General features: G+C 50.2%; 17 protein-coding genes and 2 pseudogenes. 8 read left to right on the top strand and 11 right to left on the bottom strand.

The window, feature by feature from the left end; all coding sequences use genetic code 11:
- Positions 1-119: 119 nt before the first annotated feature.
- Positions 120-698 carry an NlpC/P60 family protein gene (locus tag M2371_RS19075; RefSeq protein WP_259268468.1) on the bottom strand — a complete coding sequence of 193 codons (579 nt, stop codon included), beginning with the start codon at positions 696-698 and terminating at the stop codon, positions 120-122.
- A 202-nt stretch (positions 699-900) separates the two neighbouring features.
- On the bottom strand, positions 901-1,404 hold the full coding sequence (locus tag M2371_RS19070) for an ESA_00282 family adhesion-associated protein (protein ID WP_259268467.1): 504 nt from the start codon (positions 1,402-1,404) through the stop codon (positions 901-903).
- Positions 1,405-1,506: 102 nt separating this feature from the next.
- On the opposite strand from M2371_RS19070, the gene M2371_RS19065 reads away from it, so the two are divergent.
- Complete coding sequence (locus M2371_RS19065) at positions 1,507-1,908, top strand: hypothetical protein (RefSeq protein WP_259268466.1); 402 nt, start codon at positions 1,507-1,509, stop codon at positions 1,906-1,908.
- Between the two features lie 5 nt (positions 1,909-1,913).
- Positions 1,914-2,300 (top strand): cytoplasmic protein, encoded by a 387-nt coding sequence (locus M2371_RS19060; RefSeq protein WP_259268465.1) that lies wholly within the window; start codon positions 1,914-1,916, stop codon positions 2,298-2,300.
- A gap of 2 nt (positions 2,301-2,302) precedes the next feature.
- Here the strand turns inward: M2371_RS19060 and fucR are convergent, their stop codons facing one another.
- Together fucR and M2371_RS19050 are read right to left on the bottom strand one after the other, a co-directional pair.
- Positions 2,303-3,046: an L-fucose operon activator gene (fucR, locus tag M2371_RS19055; RefSeq protein ID WP_172895556.1), complete on the bottom strand. Its 744-nt coding sequence runs from the start codon at positions 3,044-3,046 to the stop codon at positions 2,303-2,305.
- Between the two features lie 28 nt (positions 3,047-3,074).
- A pseudogene (locus M2371_RS19050) lies at positions 3,075-3,155 on the bottom strand (RbsD/FucU domain-containing protein); the annotation flags it as partial.
- 78 nt (positions 3,156-3,233) lie between these two features.
- Between M2371_RS19050 and M2371_RS19045 the strand changes: the two are divergent.
- Positions 3,234-3,374, top strand: a pseudogene (locus M2371_RS19045) (L-fuculose phosphate aldolase); the annotation flags it as partial.
- Positions 3,375-3,486: 112 nt separating this feature from the next.
- Here the strand turns inward: M2371_RS19045 and exbD are convergent.
- Both exbD and exbB read right to left on the bottom strand, forming a co-directional pair.
- Positions 3,487-3,918, bottom strand: coding sequence for a TonB system transport protein ExbD (exbD, locus tag M2371_RS19040; protein ID WP_034493298.1), 432 nt, complete (start codon positions 3,916-3,918; stop codon positions 3,487-3,489).
- A gap of 4 nt (positions 3,919-3,922) precedes the next feature.
- Positions 3,923-4,657 (bottom strand): tol-pal system-associated acyl-CoA thioesterase, encoded by a 735-nt coding sequence (exbB, locus tag M2371_RS19035; RefSeq protein WP_259268464.1) that lies wholly within the window; start codon positions 4,655-4,657, stop codon positions 3,923-3,925.
- Between the two features lie 164 nt (positions 4,658-4,821).
- Between exbB and metC the strand changes: the two genes are divergently transcribed.
- The 3 genes from metC to M2371_RS19020 all read left to right on the top strand — a co-directional run bounded on the left by metC (position 4,822) and on the right by M2371_RS19020 (position 9,745).
- Positions 4,822-6,036 carry a cystathionine beta-lyase gene (gene metC, locus M2371_RS19030; protein ID WP_259268515.1) on the top strand — a complete coding sequence of 405 codons (1,215 nt, stop codon included), beginning with the start codon at positions 4,822-4,824 and terminating at the stop codon, positions 6,034-6,036.
- A 210-nt stretch (positions 6,037-6,246) separates the two neighbouring features.
- On the top strand, positions 6,247-6,906 hold the full coding sequence (locus M2371_RS19025; RefSeq protein ID WP_259268463.1) for a DedA family protein: 660 nt from the start codon (positions 6,247-6,249) through the stop codon (positions 6,904-6,906).
- Positions 6,907-7,141: 235 nt separating this feature from the next.
- Positions 7,142-9,745 (top strand): hypothetical protein, encoded by a 2,604-nt coding sequence (locus M2371_RS19020; RefSeq protein WP_259268462.1) that lies wholly within the window; start codon positions 7,142-7,144, stop codon positions 9,743-9,745.
- Positions 9,746-9,782: 37 nt separating this feature from the next.
- Here M2371_RS19020 and M2371_RS19015 read toward each other — a convergent pair whose 3' ends face one another.
- On the bottom strand, positions 9,783-10,673 hold the full coding sequence (locus M2371_RS19015) for an AraC family transcriptional regulator (RefSeq protein WP_259268461.1): 891 nt from the start codon (positions 10,671-10,673) through the stop codon (positions 9,783-9,785).
- A 192-nt stretch (positions 10,674-10,865) separates the two neighbouring features.
- On the opposite strand from M2371_RS19015, the gene yqhD reads away from it, so the two are divergent.
- A complete protein-coding gene (yqhD, locus tag M2371_RS19010) occupies positions 10,866-12,029 on the top strand; it encodes an alcohol dehydrogenase (protein ID WP_259268460.1) in 1,164 nt (387 codons plus the stop codon).
- Between the two features lie 106 nt (positions 12,030-12,135).
- Positions 12,136-12,963 (top strand): 2,5-didehydrogluconate reductase DkgA, encoded by an 828-nt coding sequence (dkgA, locus tag M2371_RS19005; RefSeq protein WP_034493288.1) that lies wholly within the window; start codon positions 12,136-12,138, stop codon positions 12,961-12,963.
- A 97-nt stretch (positions 12,964-13,060) separates the two neighbouring features.
- On the opposite strand, the gene M2371_RS19000 is transcribed toward dkgA, so the two are convergent.
- The 4 genes from M2371_RS19000 to parC all read right to left on the bottom strand — a co-directional run bounded on the left by M2371_RS19000 (position 13,061) and on the right by parC (position 20,002).
- Positions 13,061-15,277 (bottom strand): YgiQ family radical SAM protein, encoded by a 2,217-nt coding sequence (locus M2371_RS19000; RefSeq protein ID WP_259268459.1) that lies wholly within the window; start codon positions 15,275-15,277, stop codon positions 13,061-13,063.
- Positions 15,278-15,418: 141 nt separating this feature from the next.
- Positions 15,419-16,831 carry a cell division protein FtsP gene (gene ftsP / locus M2371_RS18995; protein ID WP_172895558.1) on the bottom strand — a complete coding sequence of 471 codons (1,413 nt, stop codon included), beginning with the start codon at positions 16,829-16,831 and terminating at the stop codon, positions 15,419-15,421.
- 64 nt (positions 16,832-16,895) lie between these two features.
- Positions 16,896-17,651: a 1-acylglycerol-3-phosphate O-acyltransferase gene (locus M2371_RS18990; RefSeq protein WP_172895559.1), complete on the bottom strand. Its 756-nt coding sequence runs from the start codon at positions 17,649-17,651 to the stop codon at positions 16,896-16,898.
- Between the two features lie 80 nt (positions 17,652-17,731).
- Positions 17,732-20,002 carry a DNA topoisomerase IV subunit A gene (gene parC, locus M2371_RS18985; RefSeq protein WP_259268458.1) on the bottom strand — a complete coding sequence of 757 codons (2,271 nt, stop codon included), beginning with the start codon at positions 20,000-20,002 and terminating at the stop codon, positions 17,732-17,734.
- Positions 20,003-20,139 lie beyond the last annotated feature (137 nt).

Below are 20,139 nucleotides of genomic sequence, written 5' to 3'. Positions count from 1 at the left end.
TATAATTACGAGCGATATAATATTCTGATTGCATTCATAAAAAATATACACACATGCAAGCTGACAAACATACTATAAAAAATAGTTAGCGAAGAACAGACACAAAGTCTTAATTATGTTTACCCCATAACTTCTAATCGACGAGCCGTCTCATAATGTGTAACCCAATAACGGTTCGCCAGGGAGGATATTGTTACGCCTTCGCTGCTTGAGGCGTGAATGAATTTATTATCACCCACATAAACGCCCACGTGACGCATACCTGGAGAAGTTTTAAAAAAGACTAAATCACCCGGTTTTAATTGTTCTTTATTGACTTTCTCACCATTTTTAATTTGCTGTGTCGTGGTGCGGGGTAATGATTTATGGAAAGAGTCATTAAAAATATGTTGCATCAATGCCGAGCAGTCCACGCCTTTATGCGTCGTTCCACCCAGGTGATAGCGCGTTCCTTTCCAGTTTGAAAATTGCTCTAATATGGCTGCTTTTACTTCCGTGGAACTATTAGAGGATGCAGAGGTGGCATAATCTGTTTTTTCAAAGAACACTTCTTTTTTAGGTGTGTGGTGTTTTGTTGCAATCACCCTTGTTCCTAATGATGCAAATTCCTTTGGCATATTAAAAGCAAAGGAATTAGCACTAAAAATTAAAGGAGCAATAAATAAGGACAGAGTAATAAATTTTTTAAAATGAGGCATAGGAAATATCTTTCATCTACAAACACAGGCGAACAGGCCATTACCGATGTATTCAGTAATGGGATAAGCAACTCCTTTTGGGTGAGCAAATAATAGCCGATGAACAGAATTTAAACAGCGCAAAATTTGTCCAATTCTAGACTTGTATTTTTTGATTTAAAAAACAGTCTGATATCCCGCTTCGCTTAACTGAAAATGGCACTCATACGTTCGTGAGACAGACCTCCGGGCGCTGATAATGCGGCCACACTAACGCCACCAGCGTGGGATAAGCGTCATGGCTGAACTCATCGAAACACTGGCGCAAATTCAGCACTTCGATATCCGCAAAAGGAACTTTTTCGCCCTCCGCACAGCGCTTACGAAGGTTGTCGTAATAGCGATAGATGGCCGAGTTCAGATCACTACAACGCCTTTGCGCACTGAAAAGCACAGGGTTCGCGCTCAGTTCATCAACACTCATGCGTTTTATCGTGGCATGGGCAAAATCAACATATTCGTGACTCACCCGCCAATAATATTCCGGTGTAATTTTCAACATTAACTTTGCAAAGTAATCTTCGCGCTCGTCAGTTCCAGATAAATTTAATTTAGGGGAAGAGGGTGTGACAGTTTTTACTTTTGGCTGTATTGCCGAACGCATCAGAACCAATACCGCACACAGTGGGAGTAAGAATAAAATAATAGTGAAAATGACGCTCAACATTCGACGCTCCTGTTTTTTTTATAGTAATTTTGAGGCAAAATATTGTCAACGTAACGCTCTGTTATTGTGATAAACACTCCGTTGATATAAAAGGAAAATGTCATGCTGCCCAACAACCTGGTGCCCGCGATACTTCCGATACCGCCCAGGGAGGAGGATGCACTCACGGAAGGAGAACTCACTTTATCCACTGATATTAATGATGATTTTTCTCTTCTTGAGAAGACAATTCTCAATGCAAATGATTATGCGGGACAGGCGACGAACTCATTGCTTGAAGAAAACAATCGCCATTTAAAAGACCAATTATTTTGTGCAGTAAAGATTGAAGCAATCACAACCGTGCTCAATGAATTAATTGAACAGGAAAAAGTGTGTCCGGCCGATCTCCAGATGCTGATAGAAGATAAAGAATTGCAGATAAGTCAGCATTCGCAGCAGATCTGGATCAATCAGTTAACCCAGGAAAAAACCTGGCCGCTGTTTTATTCACTGGAAAATTAAAATAAATGTCACAGACGCCAGACCCAATTATCCCCCAGCCAACATTACCCGATGAAAGTGAAGCGAAGAAATTTACCTTAAGTGAAAATATTACCGCGCTGGTGCAGATTAAAAATGACAATATCGCTCGTCTTGCGCAGGGGAAAATTAATATCACCTCCGCATTGGTTGAGCAAAAATGGCATAACCGCCATCAAATTTATCCTTTTCGTGTGAAAGAAGAGATTTACGGCGCCGTACTCAGTGAAATTATCGCGAACCACCCAGGGTTAAAAAACCAGATTCTTGGGCGTCTGGAAGCGGTTTATCAACAGTTGAGAAATGAAGAAGCACAAACACTTTCGCGCACGCGTGCGCTGCTGGAAAACAGCTACAAAACACCGCACTTGTGAAATTAAGGCGCATGCTCAACTTTGCGCAAAGCGTCCGAACACGGCTCGCCTTCGGTAATAATTTCAGTCACATCCGCCCGCTCGCCGATCCGCACCTCACTGACACGATCAAATTTGCTCTTATCGATCAACAACAGTGACTGGGCCGAACGCTTGAGCAGCGCGGTTTTGTAATCCGCATTCCAGCTCCGCGTATCCCATAACGTTCCATTGCTATCCACGCCTTCGCAGGAAAAAAGGAACAGATCAATATCCAGTGATTTGAGCTGCGCCGCGAGTGGTGCATTGATATAGCAAGCATATTTACGCTGGAGCAATCCACCGGTGCTTATCAGTTGAATGTGCTCACGCTTAGCCAGCGCCTGGCAAATCCGCTCGCTGTTGGTAAAAACAGTCAGTGGAATATCAGGCAGCAAACGAGCCAGATACCAACAAGTGGAACTGGCATCCAGTGCAATCACCATTTCGGGGGCAATCCAGGCCAGCGCACGATGAGCAATATCGGCTTTGCTATTGAGATGGCTTTTCAGACGCGCGGCAAAAGGATCGCCACCATCATCGGCTCCACGATTAATACGTTTCGCCCGCCCATGCTGACGAACAATTTTCCCCTGCTTTTGCAGTAAACGCAGATCGCGCCGCACGGTTTCCTGGCTCACCTCTAACAAGTGGGCCAGTTGTTGCGTGGTGAGATTGTCATAGTGTTCGACAAGCTGAACCAGTTCCTGATGGCGTTCGGTTTTCATGGTGGCGTCTCCCGGCAATGCCCGGATATTAGGGGGTGACGCCCTTCTTTAACAAGATGTTGCCGTACTTCGCCCGCTCGCCTGTGATGACGATCGCAAAGGCGTGTTGGCGCGTTCATAAGATGAAAGACCTTATCGAGTGCGTAGGAGTCCCGGATGCCTTAAAAACGATTCGCGAACATTGTAGCTGGCGTGCGAAGTGGAAGTCATAGCGCGGTTGTATCTCACTACTCTGGCCATCGTCGACCCGGTGCCGGTACTGCCCGATGAAGAAATTGCCATTATTCTTGAGAAGTTCAAAAGCTACGGGCTGCGGATTGAAGAATAACTATAATTTCCAGCGCCCTAAAAACCGGCGCTGGAAATTATGCTAAAGGTGGATGATGCTAGAAAGTTCTTCGTAGGTCAGATAAGCGATAGCGTCATCCGACAAAACCTATTTAACCAGCTTTGGCAGCAGTGACTTCCTGCCCCACTAAGCCAATCTTCAAATACCCTGCCTGATGCAGCGTATCCATCACATTCATCATAGTTTCGTAATCAACCGATTTGTCTGCGCGGAAGAAGATTGTGGTGTCTTTCTTGCCTTCCGTCGCCGCCATTAGCGTGTTAACCATGTTCTCCTGAGTGACTTCATCGTTCCCAATAAACATAGTTTTGTCCGCTTTGACGGAGAGATAGATCGGTTTTTCAGGGCGCGGCTGCGGCTGGCTTGAAGACGCGGGAAGGTTAACCTTCACATCGACCGTCGCAAGCGGCGCTGCCACCATGAAGATAATCAGCAACACTAACATGACATCGATAAACGGCGTCACGTTGATATCATGCATTTCGCCGTTATCGTCGTGGTTTTCGTTAAAACTCATTGCCATGGGATCAACCTACACGCAGTTTCTGAGCTGTACGTACCGGGCGAGACTGAGAGCTTACAGCCAAATCCAGGTCACGACTTTGCAACAGCAGAACCTGAGCGGCGACATCACCCAACGAGGCTTTATAGCCGCCAATCACACGGGCAAACACGTTATAGATAACAACCGCTGGGATTGCTGCAACCAAGCCGATAGCCGTTGCCAGCAATGCTTCTGCGATACCCGGCGCGACGACCGCCAGGTTGGTGGTTTGCGACTGAGCAATACCAATGAAGCTGTTCATGATGCCCCAGACGGTACCAAACAGACCGACGAACGGGGAGATCGCACCGATGGTCGCAAGGAAGCCGTTACCGCGTCCCATGTGACGCCCTGCCGCCGCAACACGGCGCTCAAGACGGAAACCGGTACGCTCTTTAATGCCTTCGTTATCTTCACTGCCGGCGGAAAGCTCAAGCTCGTTTTGCGCTTCATTGATAAGCATGGTGCTGAGGCTTCTCGCATCAAACGCTTCAGCCATTTCACTGGCTTCATCCAGAGAGCGGGCATTAGCCAGTTGCTGCTGCTCGCGCTTAAGACGGCGCTTCTGCGAAGACAGCTCAACACTTTTGCTAAAGAAGATTGCCCAGGTGACGACAGAAGCCAGAATCAGGCCGATCATCACAATTTTTACCACGATGTCGGCATGCTGATACATGCCCCAGACAGAGAGGTCTGTCTGCATCAAATTATTCGTCACTCTTACTCTCCACCACGAAATAATACAAAAACTGGTCGTAATAATATCAAAACGGCATCGAATTGATAGTAGTTCTCATTAGTATTTAAAGAGTGCCTGAAATTGTCTATGCATTCCTTGCGCTTACGCAGCAAAAAGATGATAAGTTAAGTTTAGACATCCAGATGGTTAAACAGGGTAAAGTGAACATGACTGCGAAGAAGCACATCGAAACGGCGCTGGTTAATGCCGGGCGCGATAAAAAATTCACCCAGGGTTCGGTTAACAGCGTCATTCAACGCGCTTCCTCGTTGGTTTTTGAAACTGTAGAAGCGAAAAAACAGGCGACGGCTAACCGCGCAAAAGGCGAGCTTTTTTATGGCCGCCGCGGCACCCTCACCCATTTCTCTTTACAAGAAGCGATGTGCGAACTGGAAGGCGGTGCGGGTTGTGCGCTTTACCCTTGTGGCGCGGCAGCCGTTGCCAATGCGATTCTGGCATTCGTCGAGCATGGCGATAATGTGCTGATGACCGGTAGCGCTTACGAACCTAGCCAGGATTTTTGCACCAAAATTCTCGCTAAACTCGGCGTGACGACCACCTGGTTCGACCCGATGATTGGCGAAGGCATTGCAGAGCTGGTGAAGCCCAATACTAAAGTCGTATTTCTGGAATCGCCAGGCTCTATCACAATGGAAGTACATGACGTTCCAGCGATTGTTAAGGCGATTCGTCGCGTTGCCCCTGACGCCATTATCATGATTGATAACACCTGGGCTGCGGGCATTCTGTTTAAGGCACTGGATTTCGGCATCGATATTTCGATTCAGGCGGGCACCAAGTATCTGATTGGCCATTCCGATGCGATGGTGGGTACGGCAGTGTCGAACGCACGTTGCTGGGACCAGTTGCGCGAGAATTCATATTTGATGGGGCAGATGCTGGATGCCGACACGGCGTATATGACCAGTCGTGGTCTGCGTACCCTGGCGGTGCGCCTGCGCCAACATCATGAAAGCAGTTTAAAAGTTGCCGAATGGCTGGCGCAACATCCGCAGGTTGAACGCGTCAATCACCCTGCACTGCCCGGCAGCAAAGGGCATGAGTTCTGGAAACGAGACTTTACAGGCAGCAGTGGTTTATTCTCATTTGTGCTTAAAAAGCGCTTGAGTAATGACCAGTATCAACACTACCTGGACAATTTCCACTATTTTAGTATGGCTTATTCCTGGGGTGGCTATGAATCGCTTATTCTCGCCAACCAACCGGAAGAACTGGCGGAAATCCGCCCGGCAGGCGGAGTTGACTTCACCGGAACCTTAGTTCGCGTGCATATCGGACTTGAGAATGTTGACGATCTGATTGCCGATCTCGACGCAGGTTTCCAGCGTATTGCCTAAAATTGCCAGAAGTGGATGCCATAAAAGACAGTTTTTGCCGTTTTGAAATGATTTGTTGAGTCTGCGATCATGAAGTCGAAGGGGTTTTAGCGTTACACTATGACCACAAGATTAAGGCCCCTTTAACCGGGGCCTCAAATACTAAGGTGCGCCTAATCTTCATACTGTAGATTCACGCGTGCTCATTAAAGCAGTTCCACAGGATTTGCCATGGCTGTTATACACAATATCGTTCAGGCGCTTTGGCAACATGACTTTGCTGCACTCGCGGACCCTCATGTTGTTGGAGTGGTTTATTGCGTCATGTTTGCGACGCTATTTCTCGAAAATGGATTACTGCCCGCCTCGTTTTTGCCAGGCGACAGTCTGCTATTGCTCGCGGGAGCGCTGGTCGCGAAAGGCGTGATGGGGTTTATCCCGACAATCATTATTTTGACCGCGGCAGCAAGCCTCGGTTGCTGGTTGAGCTACGCGCAAGGTCGCTGGCTCGGTAATACCAAAATCGTGAAAAGCTGGCTCAAGCAACTCCCGCCGCAGTATCACCAGCGGGCAACGGTGATGTTTGACCGACACGGTTTATTCGCTCTGTTAGCCGGGCGTTTTTTGGCGTTTGTACGCACGCTTTTACCCACCATGGCGGGGATTTCCGGCCTCAGCAATCGTCGTTTCCAGGTGTTTAACTGGTTGAGCGGCTTATTATGGGTCGGCAGCGTGACCAGCCTCGGTTACGCCCTAAGCATGATTCCCTTCGTTAAACGCCATGAAGATCAGGTGATGACTTGCCTGATGATTCTCCCGATGGTGCTGCTGGTTGCAGGCCTGGTGGGGACGGTGTTTGTGGTTATCAGGAAAAAATTTAATCCTGCTTAACTTTTGAGTCGGTCGGGATAACATGACGTTTTCCCGGCCAACGCCATTCATGAATACCCTCTCATCTTTATCCCTCACCATAAATTATCCATGTGATGGATATAGTTAAATCTCATAATCAATCACAAATCCTCTTTTCCCCATTCAGACGAAAGAACTGATCTTCCTGATGACTTATAAATAAAAAGGCACCCCAACCTGATTATTTAGCTATTCGTCTTAATGGAGAAATATAATGCAATTAGATTTCACACTTAATATTAGCGACGACACATGGTATCCGACCGCTGACATCACTGGCTTCAAAGCCAAACCCGGCAACAGTATTGATATTAAAGAAAAACTTGTGGTGACATTTACCGCCCCAGGCAAAATAACCGAAGGCGACATTAATATTTCTTCCGACCCGTGGCTTGCTTTCAATACCAAAATTGAAGCAAGCGAAATTGGCGGTGGATTATTTGATATTAAGCTAACAATAACTTCTTCCGATGGAAGCCATATCGGCAATATCATTAATAATATTCATTTGGGCATTAATGCTTCCTCTGATTCCACCCCCGCCTGGTCGACGTTAAGCGATACTTTTACTATCGCAGCGGATGAAGATCCGAACGTGAGCGGGCAGTTGACGGTCAAATGCGCCACACCTCCCGCCGGGCTTGAAAATGAAACGGTAGAATTAAACCTGGTTCGCGGTGAAAAAACCGAACACATAACGCTGAAATTTGGCACGGCCACCTACAATATCGCAGCCGGTAACTATCAGGCTTCAGTCGCCGACCTGAAAAAAGCCGACGACACCCTTCGCGCACCGGCGCAGTTAAGCGCTTCCGAGTTGGCGATCGCCCAGGGTAAGACGACCACGCTCAACATCACTTTCGGCAAGGCAGAACGCAGCACCACCATCGATATTGCTCTCGATGTGGATAGCATTCCCGCCCTGCACAACGAAAGTTTCCACCTTGTTTATCAGGAAAATGGCGTTGAAGAAGGAAGCTGCGAATTACGCTCCGGCGAACAGCAGCGCCTGGATCAGCTGCCCGCCAGCGGCAAATTCATTCTGAGTATTGCCGAACGCCGACTGAACAATATTCATTACACCTTCGACAGCTTCACAGGCGATCTCAACGGCCAGTATCACGACCTGGTATTCAGGCAGGGGCAGGTTCATCAAAACGCCGATACGCCAGCCAACGCCGCGAAAGTGACGGTAAAAATCACGGCTGCAAAAGCCGCTGGCACCACGTTCAGCCTGCATTTGAAAGACGGCGCGACGCCGCCGCGCGAATATCGTTTTGAGAACCTGCCAGCTCAGCAAGGAAATTTAGAACAAGCGATTAAGGTTGCTCCCGGCACCTATACCGTTGAATCCAGCACCTTTATTGATGATGGTGTGCTGCATTATGTCGACGTAAGCCCTAATCCCTTCACGGTAAAAAGCAACACGCCAGCGCAACTGTCCGTGGCAATCACCGAAGGGGCAAACTTGCACGTTAAAGGTTTCCCGGAATTCCTCAGTTTCGGGGCATGTGCAGACATGTCGCCGACCAACGTTAACGATTTCGCCGAGGCGCGCGTGGCGTCGCTGTTCAAATATTCCGGCGATGACGGCATGGGTGACGCAGGCGGTTTCCTCGATCCGGCCAAAGAACCGACGGCCAAAATCATTGAAATGGCCCGCGACGTTTCCACAAAACTTAACGATTCGGTATTACCGGTGATGGTTTCTTACACCAGTAACCTGTCGTTAGGCGATGTGCCGAATATCATCGGCGATCCGGTGCGCCATAAATTTAGCTTCGCTAACTTTATCCAGGCTCTGAAAATGGCGCAGGAAGCCAAAGACGCCAGCCATCCGGTGCCTGCCGGTTTTATCGTTAACCCGGATTATCTCGGTGAATGTCAGAAATATGGTTTTACGCCGGACTACGCCATTCCGGTACGCAAACCACTGGGTGAAGCGCTCGCTCATCACGGTGTGAATGTGGCGATCCCCGCAGGGATCACCGACACGCTCAAAGGGTATATCAAAGGGGTGAACTGGCTGGTGCGCGTTGTCGCCCCGGATGTCGTGCTCGGCTGGCAGGTTAATCTGTGGAGCATCGGCGGTTCGCAATGGGTTTATAACGATTTCAGCTATGACGATGTGTTCGACCCTGTCGACGGTCAGAAAAAGAAAATGATCATCAGTCCGGAGCTTGCGGGGAAATTAACGGCGGAATATGCGCTGCTGGTTGGCGTGTTTGAAGAAACCGCCTATACCGATGCGAAAGGCAAAAACATCGTGGCTAAAGGTGCCGATTTTATGGCGGTCGACCGCTATGAAGCCGACGACTTTACGCTTCGCGCCTATATGAACGGCTACTGTTACTCGCCGTACGAATGGGATCGCACCTTTGATTACTGCGCATCGTTAAGCCGTCATTTGCGCCAGCCGGTGCTGCCATGGCAGATCCCGGCCAGCCGCCTGGCGACAAAATCCGAACAGGTTAACAATGTCACCACTGAATTTTGGGGCACCGGCGGCAGCTATCTGATGGGCCATGCAGAAATCGGCAACTCGGTGGATGCAATAAATGAAACGCTGCTGAATATTGAGTTTCCCAGCGTTCATGCCGGAATGATGGGTCGTAACCCGAGGGAGTTGTTCAACCGCCACGCGTGGGATGTGACGACGCCGAAGTATCTGGACTTCCCTTCGCGCGGCATTTTCCATGTGCAGGTAGGCGGCGGTGCGACAACAGGCGCGGTCAGCGCGGTAAATATGGATAGCAGTAAATGGATGCGTGCAAAACTCAAAGCGTATCGAGACAATCCGATTAAATTTAAAAGCTAACACGTTCGCTCGGTGCCCCTGATTCAGGGGCATTTTTTTAGATCACTCGCATACGCGCCGCATCTTCCCCCGGTGTCACGCCAAAATAGCGTTTAAACTCGCGGCTAAACTGCGAAGCACTTTCATAGCCAACTCGAATCGCCGCAGTGCTGGCTTTCATGCCGTCGTGCAAAATCAGCATCCGCGCTTTGTGCAGTCGATAACTCTTAAGATATTGCAGCGGTGAAGTGCTGGTGACCGACTTAAAGTTATGGTGGAACGCTGACACACTCATGTTCGCTTCGGCGGCCAGTTGGTCCACAGAAAGGTTTTCAGTGTATTGCGTTTCGATGCGTCTTAGCACGCGGCTAATCAGGCTGAAATGCGTTTGGCGACTGACCAGCGCCAGCAGCGCTCCACCGCACGGCCCAATCAAAATGTGGTAGAGGATTTCGCGGATTATCTGTATACCCAAAATACGCGCATCAAGCGGGTGTTCTAGCACGTCCAGTAAACGTTCGGCGGCACAAAGTATTTCTTCTGAAAGCTCCGCGGAGTTGATCCCAGTTGAACTGGTTTGCGGATGCGATAAATCATCTTCGCCTATGTCCATCAGTAAATCCTGAAGCTGCAAAATATCAATGTTAATGCGCACCCCAGCCAGGGGTGTTTCAGGCGTGGCAAAGGTTTCACATTCAAAAGGCAATGGCACCGTCAGCAGCAGATATTCGTTGGCGTCGTAGCGGAAAACGCGATCGTTCAAATAACCCGTTTTTTGGCCTGAAAAGAGAATAATGATCCCCGGCTCATACATTACCGGCGTGCGGGCATAAGGCTTAGTGCCATAGAGCAACGTGACATTTGGCACTGAGCACAAGCCACTATTTTCTTTTTCAATCAAATAATTAATCTTATTCGTTAATTGCTGACAAATCGCTTTCCGCTTCATCTTTTTCATCTCAACAGAGCTTTTGTGACCTTTTCAGTGTGCTACTAAATTTTCTATTTCTCCAGCTAGCAGTAGAAATAGGCAAGACAAAGGCAGGAATAAGCATTGAGAGATAACCCCTCGAAGCCGACAATGGCTACCATCAAATGAGTTAAGCAATGTCCCTCGTTATCCACACCACAGGAACCCATAATGAACAATTTCAACCTACATACTCCAACCCGCATCCTGTTTGGTAAAGGCGCTATCTCCGAACTGCGCGCACAAATTCCAACTGATGCTCGCGTACTGATTACTTACGGCGGCGGCAGCGTGAAGAAAAACGGCGTGCTGGACCAGGTTTACGCCGCACTTGAAGGCCTTGATGTGCTGGAGTTCAGCGGCATTGAGCCCAACCCAACTTATGAAACGCTGATGAAAGCCGTCGAGGTTGTTCGCCAGCAAAAAGTCACTTTCCTGTTAGCCGTCGGCGGCGGTTCTGTGCTGGACGGTACAAAATTCATTGCTGCTGCGGCTAACTATCCGGCTGATATCGACCCGTGGAATATTTTGCTGACGCACGGTAATGACGTGAAGAGCGCCATTCCAATGGGTTCTGTACTGACGCTGCCTGCTACCGGTTCTGAATCAAACAAAGGTGCGGTAGTTTCCCGCCGCGCAACCGGTGACAAACAGGCGTTTATGTCTGAACACGTACAGCCTGTGTTTGCGGTACTTGACCCGGTTTACACCTACACCCTGCCACCGCGTCAGGTTGCGAATGGTGTAGTTGATGCGTTTGTTCACACTGTTGAGCAATACATCACTTACCCGGTGAATGCCAAAGTACAAGACCGTTTTGCCGAAGGTATTCTGCTCACGCTGGTTGAAGACGGCCCAATTGCACTCAAAGAGCCAGAGAACTATGACGTTCGTGCCAACGTCATGTGGGCGGCGACCATGGCGCTGAACGGCTTGATTGGTGCTGGTGTGCCGCAGGACTGGGCGACGCACATGCTGGGCCACGAACTGACCGCGATGCACGGTCTGGATCATGCGCAGACTCTGGCGGTGGTTCTGCCTTCTCTGTTGAATGAAAAGCGTAATGAAAAACGCGGCAAACTGCTGCAATACGCTGAACGCGTGTGGAATATCACTGAAGGTTCTGAAGAAGAACGCATTGATGCTGCAATTGCCGCAACACGCAATTTCTTCGAGCAAATGGGCGCTCCAACCCGCCTGTCTGCATACGGTCTGGACGGCAGCACCATCCCGGCATTGCTGGTGAAACTGGAAGAAAAAGGCATGACCAAATTGGGCGAACGTCAGGACATTACTCTGGATGTCAGCCGTCGCATTTACGAAGCTGCCCGCTAAGTAATTTAGCCATTTGGTTCTCGTTTTTGAGGATTTGGTCCAGACTTAAACGCAATTGTTACACTGGGAGCCCTCTCCCAGTGAATCATTCATTAAGGAGGAATGCATGGGAAATCCAACCATAATCAAGCTCCAGGACGGGAACGTAATGCCGCAACTGGGCCTCGGTGTCTGGCAAGCCAGCAACGATCAGGTTCTGATAGCAATCGAAAAAGCGCTGGAAGTCGGCTATCGCTCCATTGATACCGCGGCGGCGTACAAGAACGAAGACGGTGTGGGTAATGCGCTAAAACACGCCGGTGTCCCGCGAGAAGAACTGTTCATCACCACCAAGCTCTGGAATGACGATCAACAACGTCCCCGCCAGGCGTTGGAAGATAGCCTCGATAAACTCCAGTTAGATTACGTTGATCTGTATCTGATGCACTGGCCGGTTCCCAGCAAAGATCATTATGTCGAAGCCTGGAAAGGCATGATTGAACTGCAAAAGCAGGGACTGGTGAAAAGTATTGGCGTGTGTAATTTCCAGCTTAACCATCTCCAGCGTCTGATTGATGAAACGGGCGTTTCACCCGTGATCAACCAGATTGAGCTGCATCCGCTATTGCAACAACGTCAGCTTCATTCCTGGAATGCGACACACAAAATTCAGACTGAATCCTGGAGTCCACTGGCTCAGGGCGGCGAAGGTGTGTTTGACCAGAAAATCATCCGGGATCTTGCGGATAAATATGGCAAAACTCCCGCGCAGATTGTCATTCGCTGGCATCTGGATAGCGGCCTGGTGGTGATTCCGAAGTCTGTTACGCCAGCACGAATCGCTGAGAACTTTGATGTGTTTGATTTCCGTCTCGATAAAGACGAACTGAGCGAGATTGCGAAGTTGGATAAAGGTAAGCGTCTGGGGCCAGACCCGGATGTGTTTGGCTCGTAAAACTGTTTCATAGTGTCGGATGGCGCTTGCGCTTTTCCGACCTACGAAAGATGTTTCAGGGCGGATGTCGTTTGCGACATCCGCCTTTTTTACGCCTTTATGCCTTAGCGGCTTTTTGCGCTCGTGATTTCACTGCTGGCTTCACCGCACCTTTTGGCGCAGGCTTTACCCCTGCCGCAGGTGCCGCTTTACGCTGATGCGTCATTGGCGTGTGTTTCGTCAATGCCGGGCGAGCGCCACGGTTGTAGCGACGCGCTTCACGCATCTCTTCAAGCGTTGGTGAAGGCACCAGGCACTCACGACGGCCACCAATCAGGTGCTTTTTGCCCATCGCTTCAAGCGCTTCACGAATCAACGGCCAGTTGGCTGGATCATGATAACGCAGCAACGCTTTATGCAAGCGACGCTGGCGATCGCCTTTCGGCACCACCACATCTTCACTCTTGTAGCCAATCTTACCCAACGGGTTCTTGCCGGTGTAATACATGGTCGTTGAGTTCGCCAGCGGCGACGGATAGAAGTTCTGCACCTGATCCAAACGGAAGCGGTTTTTCTTCAGCCACAGCGCCAGATTCACCATGTCTTCATCACGCGTACCAGGGTGCGCGGAGATAAAGTAAGGAATCAAATACTGTTCTTTGCCAGCCTGTTTGGAGTAGGTATCAAACAGCTCTTTAAAGCGCTGATAGCTGCCCATCCCCGGCTTCATCATCTTCGACAGCGGCCCTTCTTCGGTATGTTCCGGGGCAATCTTCAGATATCCACCGACGTGGTGGGTCGCCAGCTCTTTGATATAACGTGGATCTTCCACAGCGATATCGTAACGAACACCGGAGGCGATCAGGATCTTCTTAACGCCTTTAATCTCACGGGCGCGGCGATACAAGTTGATCGTCGGCTCATGGTTGGTGTCCATGTGCGGGCAAATATCCGGGTAGACACAGGACAGACGGCGGCAGGTTTGTTCTGCACGTGGTGACTTACAGCGCAGCATATACATGTTAGCTGTTGGGCCACCAAGGTCGGAAACCACGCCGGTAAAGCCTGGAACGGTATCGCGCATCGCTTCAATTTCGCTGATGATCGAATCTTCAGAACGGCTCTGAATAATGCGGCCTTCGTGCTCGGTAATAGAACAGAACGAGCAGCCACCGAAGCAGCCACGCATGATATTTACCGAGAAACGGATCATCTCATACGCCGGAATTCGCGCCTTGCCATAGGCAGGATGCGGAACACGTTTGTACGGCAGCGCAAAAACGCTATCCATTTCTTCGGTAGAAAGCGGGATCGCTGGCGGGTTGATCCAGATGTAACGATCGCCGTGTTTTTGCATCAACGCACGCGCACAACCTGGGTTGGTTTCGTGGTGCAAAATACGGGAAGCATGCGCGTAAAGCACTTTGTCGTTTTTGACTTTTTCGAACGACGGCAGCAATACGTAGGTTTTTTCCCACGGTTTCATCGGTGCAGGTTTCACCACGATAGCTTTCGCTTCGTTGATGGGCTTTTCCGGTTTACCGGTTTCTGCACACGGTAAATCTTCACCGTACGGATGTGGAATCGGGTCGATACGACCAGGCATATCCAGACGCGTAGAGTCCACACCAGACCAGCCTGGCATCGCTTCTTTACGCATCATTGCAGTGTTACGCACATCGCAGATTTGATCGATTTTCTCACCCATCGCCAGGCGATGAGCGACTTCCACCAGCGGGCGCTCACCGTTGCCGAAAATCAGCATGTCGGCTTTAGCATCCACCAGAATCGAACGACGAACGGTATCAGACCAGTAATCATAGTGTGCGGTACGGCGCAGGCTCGCTTCAATGCCGCCGAGAATGACAGGCACATCGCGCCAGGCTTCTTTACAGCGCTGGGTGTAGGCCAGGGATGCGCGATCCGGGCGTTTACCCGCCACATTATCCGGCGTATACGCATCGTCGTGACGCAATTTACGATCCGCGGTATAGCGGTTGATCATCGAGTCCATGTTGCCTGCGGTCACACCGAAGAACAGATTCGGTTTGCCAAGACGCATGAAGTCTTCTTTAGTATTCCAGTCTGGTTGGGCAATGATACCCACGCGGAAGCCCTGGGCTTCCAGCATACGGCCACAGATCGCCATACCAAAACTCGGATGGTCGACGTAGGCATCTCCGGTAACCAGAATGATGTCACAGCTGTCCCAGCCTAAATCGTCCATTTCCTTACGTGACATGGGTAAAAATGGTGCCGGGCCAAAACAGGCTGCCCAGTATTGTGGCCACGAAAAGAGTTCGCGATCGGGCTGGATCAAGCTTATAGAGCTCATAATGCTTCCGAAAAATGAATAAAAAATGATTTAAAAATAACCAAAGCCGGCGATTATACGCTGGTATGGGGTCAAAAATGAAGTGTTATTGCCATGTTAAAAATTAACGCCCTTCCGCTGATGGAAAGGGCATAAATTGAGTTACGGCGCAGGTTGTACTAACAATTGCCCAATAGAGCCACGATCTGCCATTTCCAGCGTCTGGCTGGAATAGAGGAACGGGAAATGTTCCCATGAAGGCTGGCCGAAATAGACCAGTAATTCGACCTGCCCATCCACCCAAACCGTATCTTTCCAGCCACGGTCTTCGCCAAACGGCGCTGCACCATTGACGTTTTTAATCAGGAAGCTCACGCCTTCAATATGGAAAGACTGCGGCATATCGGAACGCACCGTCCAGCGCTCCCAGGTACCTTGCTGAGTCTGGATATCAATACGTTTCATGTCCCAGAGCTGGCCATTAATACCAGGATCATCGCCCAGGGTAATTTCACGACTGCGTGCCGGGCTGCCATTGATAATCTCATCCGGCAGCAGGCGCATTGGTAATGTATCAGTCACTAACGGCAACAGGCCGGTTGCGCGTAACGTCAGAACCAGCGTGGAGATAAGAATGCTCGATGGCTCAAAGAAACCACGGATTCTGTCCATAATACCGGCAGCTTCCCCGCAGGTTATCGACACTTCTTTGCCGTCGCTCATATCCACCAGAATCTCGCGACGCTCGCCCGGTGCCAATGAAAGTTGCTTCACGGAAACCGGTGCTGGCAAGAATCCCTGGTCGCTGGAAATCACATGCATCGCGCGGCCATCGCTCATTTGCAGCAGATAGCGGCGCGAGTTAGAGGCGTTGAGTAAACGCAAACGCACCCAGCCACGAGAAACCTCGACATACGGTCCCTGCACGCCATTCACCAGCAGCGTATCACCAACAAAACCGCCACTGCCCGGCTCTTCGTATTCCGGAGCACCAAAGTTATCAAGGCGCTTATCCTGAATAATTATTGGGAAATCATCGACGCCGTAGTGGTTCGGGATCGGCAGATTTTTGCTGACTTCATCTTCGATAAGCCACATGCCAGCCAGACCCGCATAAACCTGCTTTGCCGTGCGATTCGGGGTGTTTGCGTGATACCAAAGCGTCGCCGCTTTCTGGCGAATCGGCAGTACCGGCGCCCAGTCAACGTTTGGTTGCATCATGCGTGCCGCTCCGCCCATTAACGGGCCAGGAACCTGTAAACCGGCAATCGTCATCGCGATGTTTTCTTGCAGACGATTGCTGTAAATCATTTTTACGTCATCGCCGCTCCATACGCGGATGGTCGGCCCAAGATAACGTCCGTTCAAGCCCCAGACTTGCGCCTTCGCGCCACCGGTAAATGACCAGTGCGCCCGCTGCAACGTCAGGAACAACGGCTGCCCACGGCGGGATTCGAGTAAAGGAGGAACGGGTAAAGGTTGCTGCTGTCCGGCAGCGTTTGCCCTCAGTGGCACCGAGCCTGCACAAAGTGCGACTCCTGATGCCTGTATGAACTGACGCCGACTGAGTGACATAATTGCTCCATGTGAAACTTAACAACGTGGGGCGGTACAAAACGTACCGCCAAAATAAAAGTGATTAGTTCGCCTGCTTCTTTTCAACTCGACCGGAAGCTTCACGTTCCGCGACTTCTTTATCTAACTCGGCGATTTTTTCTCTCATGATATCGCGGCAATGCGTAGCAAGTTTACGCGCCTGATCTTTGCCGTAATCACTGATATCAATGGGATCAAGCATTTCGACAATCACCAAACCGTTATTCCAACGGTTTAACTTAATTTTATTACTGGTATTGGAAACACACACCGGAATAATTGGGACACCCGCAGCAATTGCAGCATGGAATGCACCGGTTTTGAACGGCAACAGACCACGACCGCGACTACGCGTGCCTTCCGGGAACATCCAGACCGATATTTTACGTTTCTGAATCTGCGCCACCACCTGGGAAATGGTGCTCAGGGCTTTGGCGCGATTGTCACGGTCAATCAGCATATTTCCGGTTAACCAGTAGATTTGGCCAAAAAATGGAATCCACAGCAGGCTTTTTTTCCCGACGGTCACGGTTGGCGGCTGCACAATACTCGCCGCTGTCACCATGTCGAAATTATTCTGGTGGTTACAGATGTAAATCGCCGTCGGGTGATTTTCATACCCTTCCGGTAAACGGGTTTCGACTTTCAAACCGAACACCGGTGCCAAGCGCCCAAACAGATGACCAAAGGTCGCAACATGGCGCGGATTACGTGGGCTGAACAGGCAATAAATACAGCCAAAAATGCTGACCAGGATGCAATAAATGATAACGATAATAAAACGAACGATGGATAGCATAACAACCTCAAAAGCCTAAACCGCTGACAAGTATGACTTGCTTTAGCGCTTCTGGCAGCATCGCTGCTGCCAGATTTCAATTACTCTTCGCTGTCACCCGCATTCGCGCGAAGCGGAGAATCAACTTCAACACGATCAATACGTTGCAGGCCGCGCATCAGCGTACCGCGACGACCGCGTTCACCGGTTATTTTCTGAAGCTCTTCCGGGCGAAGTTTAATTTTACGTTTGCCAACGTGCAAAGTGACGGTGCTTTGTGGCGGCAGAACAAACAGATGAGCCAGTTTATCCTCGCCTTTCGCCGCTTCAGCAGACGGAATCGAAATGATTTTATTCCCTTTGCCTTTAGAAAGCTGCGGTAAATCACCCACCGGGAACATCAACATACGGCCTGCGGCAGTAATCGCCAACAGCATGTCATCCACGCTAGAGATTTCCATCGGTGGCATGACTTTCGCATTTTCCGGCAAGGAAATAAGCGTTTTGCCCGCACGGTTACGCGCCACTAAATCGTTAAAGGTGCAAACGAAACCGTAGCCTGCATCAGATGCCATCAACAGTTTCTGGTCGTCCGGCGCCATTAATACGTGCTCAACGACAGCCCCCGGCGGCGGCGTCAGTTTACCGGTCAAAGGCTCGCCCTGGCCACGTGCCGAAGGCAACGTTATCGGGTCGAGCGCATAGCTGCGCCCGGTGGAGTCGATAAACGCCACAGGCTGATTGCTCTTACCTTTGGCGGAGCCAAGGTAGCTATCGCCTGCTTTGTAGTTTAACCCTTGCGCGTCAATATCATGGCCTTTGGCGCTACGCACCCAGCCCATTTGCGACAACACAATGGTGACAGGCTCAGACGGAGTCATGTCATGTTCGCTCATGGCTTTTGCCTCGCCACGTTCACGCAATGGTGAACGGCGATCGTCGCCATAAGCGTCAGAATCAGCCTGCAACTCTTTCTTCAGCAAGGTATTCATTTTGCGTTCAGACGCCAGAATGCCCTGCAACTGGTCACGCTCTTTCTCCAGCTCGCCCTGTTCGCCGCGAATCTTCATCTCTTCGAGTTTCGCGAGATGGCGCAATTTCAGCTCGAGGATAGATTCAGCCTGAGTTTCGCTTAATTCGAAGCGCGACATTAACACCGGCTTCGGCTCATCCTCAGTACGAATGATATGAATCACTTCGTCGATATTGAGGAACGCCACCAGCAAACCTTCAAGAATATGTAGGCGTTTGAGCACTTTTTCGAGACGGTAGCTAAGACGGCGGCGCACCGTTTCGCGACGGTAAACCAGCCACTCAGTCAGAATTTGCAGCAGGTTTTTCACCGACGGACGGTTATCCAGCCCAATCATATTGAGGTTGATGCGATAGCTTTTCTCAAGATCGGTGGTGGCAAACAGGTGGTTCATCACCTGCTCTACGTCGATACGGTTGGAACGTGGGACAATCACCAGGCGCGTTGGGTTTTCGTGATTCGACTCATCGCGCAGGTCTTCAACCATCGGCAGCTTTTTAGCGCGCATTTGGTTGGCGATTTGTTCAAGTACACGCGCACCAGACACCTGGTGTGGCAATGCGGTGATGACAACATCGCCATCTTCTTTTTTCCACACTGCACGCATGCGCACAGAGCCACGACCATTCTGGTAGATTTTGCGAATCTCTTCACGCGGGGTGATGATTTCGGCTTCGGTCGGGTAATCCGGTCCCTGAACAATATCTAACAGTTCGTCGAGCGTGGTTTTCGGTTGGTCAATCAGGGTGATTGCCGCTTTCGCTACTTCACGCAGGTTGTGCGGAGGAATATCCGTGGCCATACCCACGGCGATGCCGGTGGTGCCGTTGAGCAGAATATTCGGCAGGCGCGCAGGCAGCATTTTCGGCTCCTGCATGGTGCCGTCAAAGTTCGGCACGTAATCGACCGTTCCCTGCCCTAATTCACCCAGCAAGACTTCAGCATATTTCGACAGGCGTGATTCGGTATAACGCATCGCGGCGAAGGATTTCGGATCATCCGGCGCACCCCAGTTGCCCTGGCCATCAACCAGCGGGTAACGATAGGAGAACGGCTGCGCCATCAGCACCATCGCTTCATAGCAGGCGCTGTCGCCGTGTGGATGGTATTTACCCAGCACGTCACCGACGGTACGAGCAGATTTTTTGAATTTAGCGCTATTGCTTAATCCCAACTCCGACATCGCATAGACGATACGACGCTGTACGGGTTTTAAACCATCACCAATGAACGGCAGGGCGCGGTCCATGATGACGTACATAGAATAGTTGAGATACGCATTTTCCGTGAATTCGTGCAGCGCAAGGCGTTCTGCACCATCATGAGTTAAATCACTCATTAATTATTCATCCTCAAACTGACGAGCCGAATGTTGCCACATACGGCGTAATTGCCGCCGATAGTACCTTATCTGGCAGTTTTAGTCACAGAGGAGTGCGTATCTTAGGTGAAGTGCCATGAGACAAAATGAGCCGC

The organism is Buttiauxella sp. BIGb0471, assembly GCF_024807715.1.
Taxonomy (GTDB): Bacteria; Pseudomonadota; Gammaproteobacteria; order Enterobacterales; family Enterobacteriaceae; genus Buttiauxella; species Buttiauxella agrestis.
Note: the sequence above shows the minus strand (reverse complement) of the source record. Positions and strands in the feature narration are given on the sequence as shown.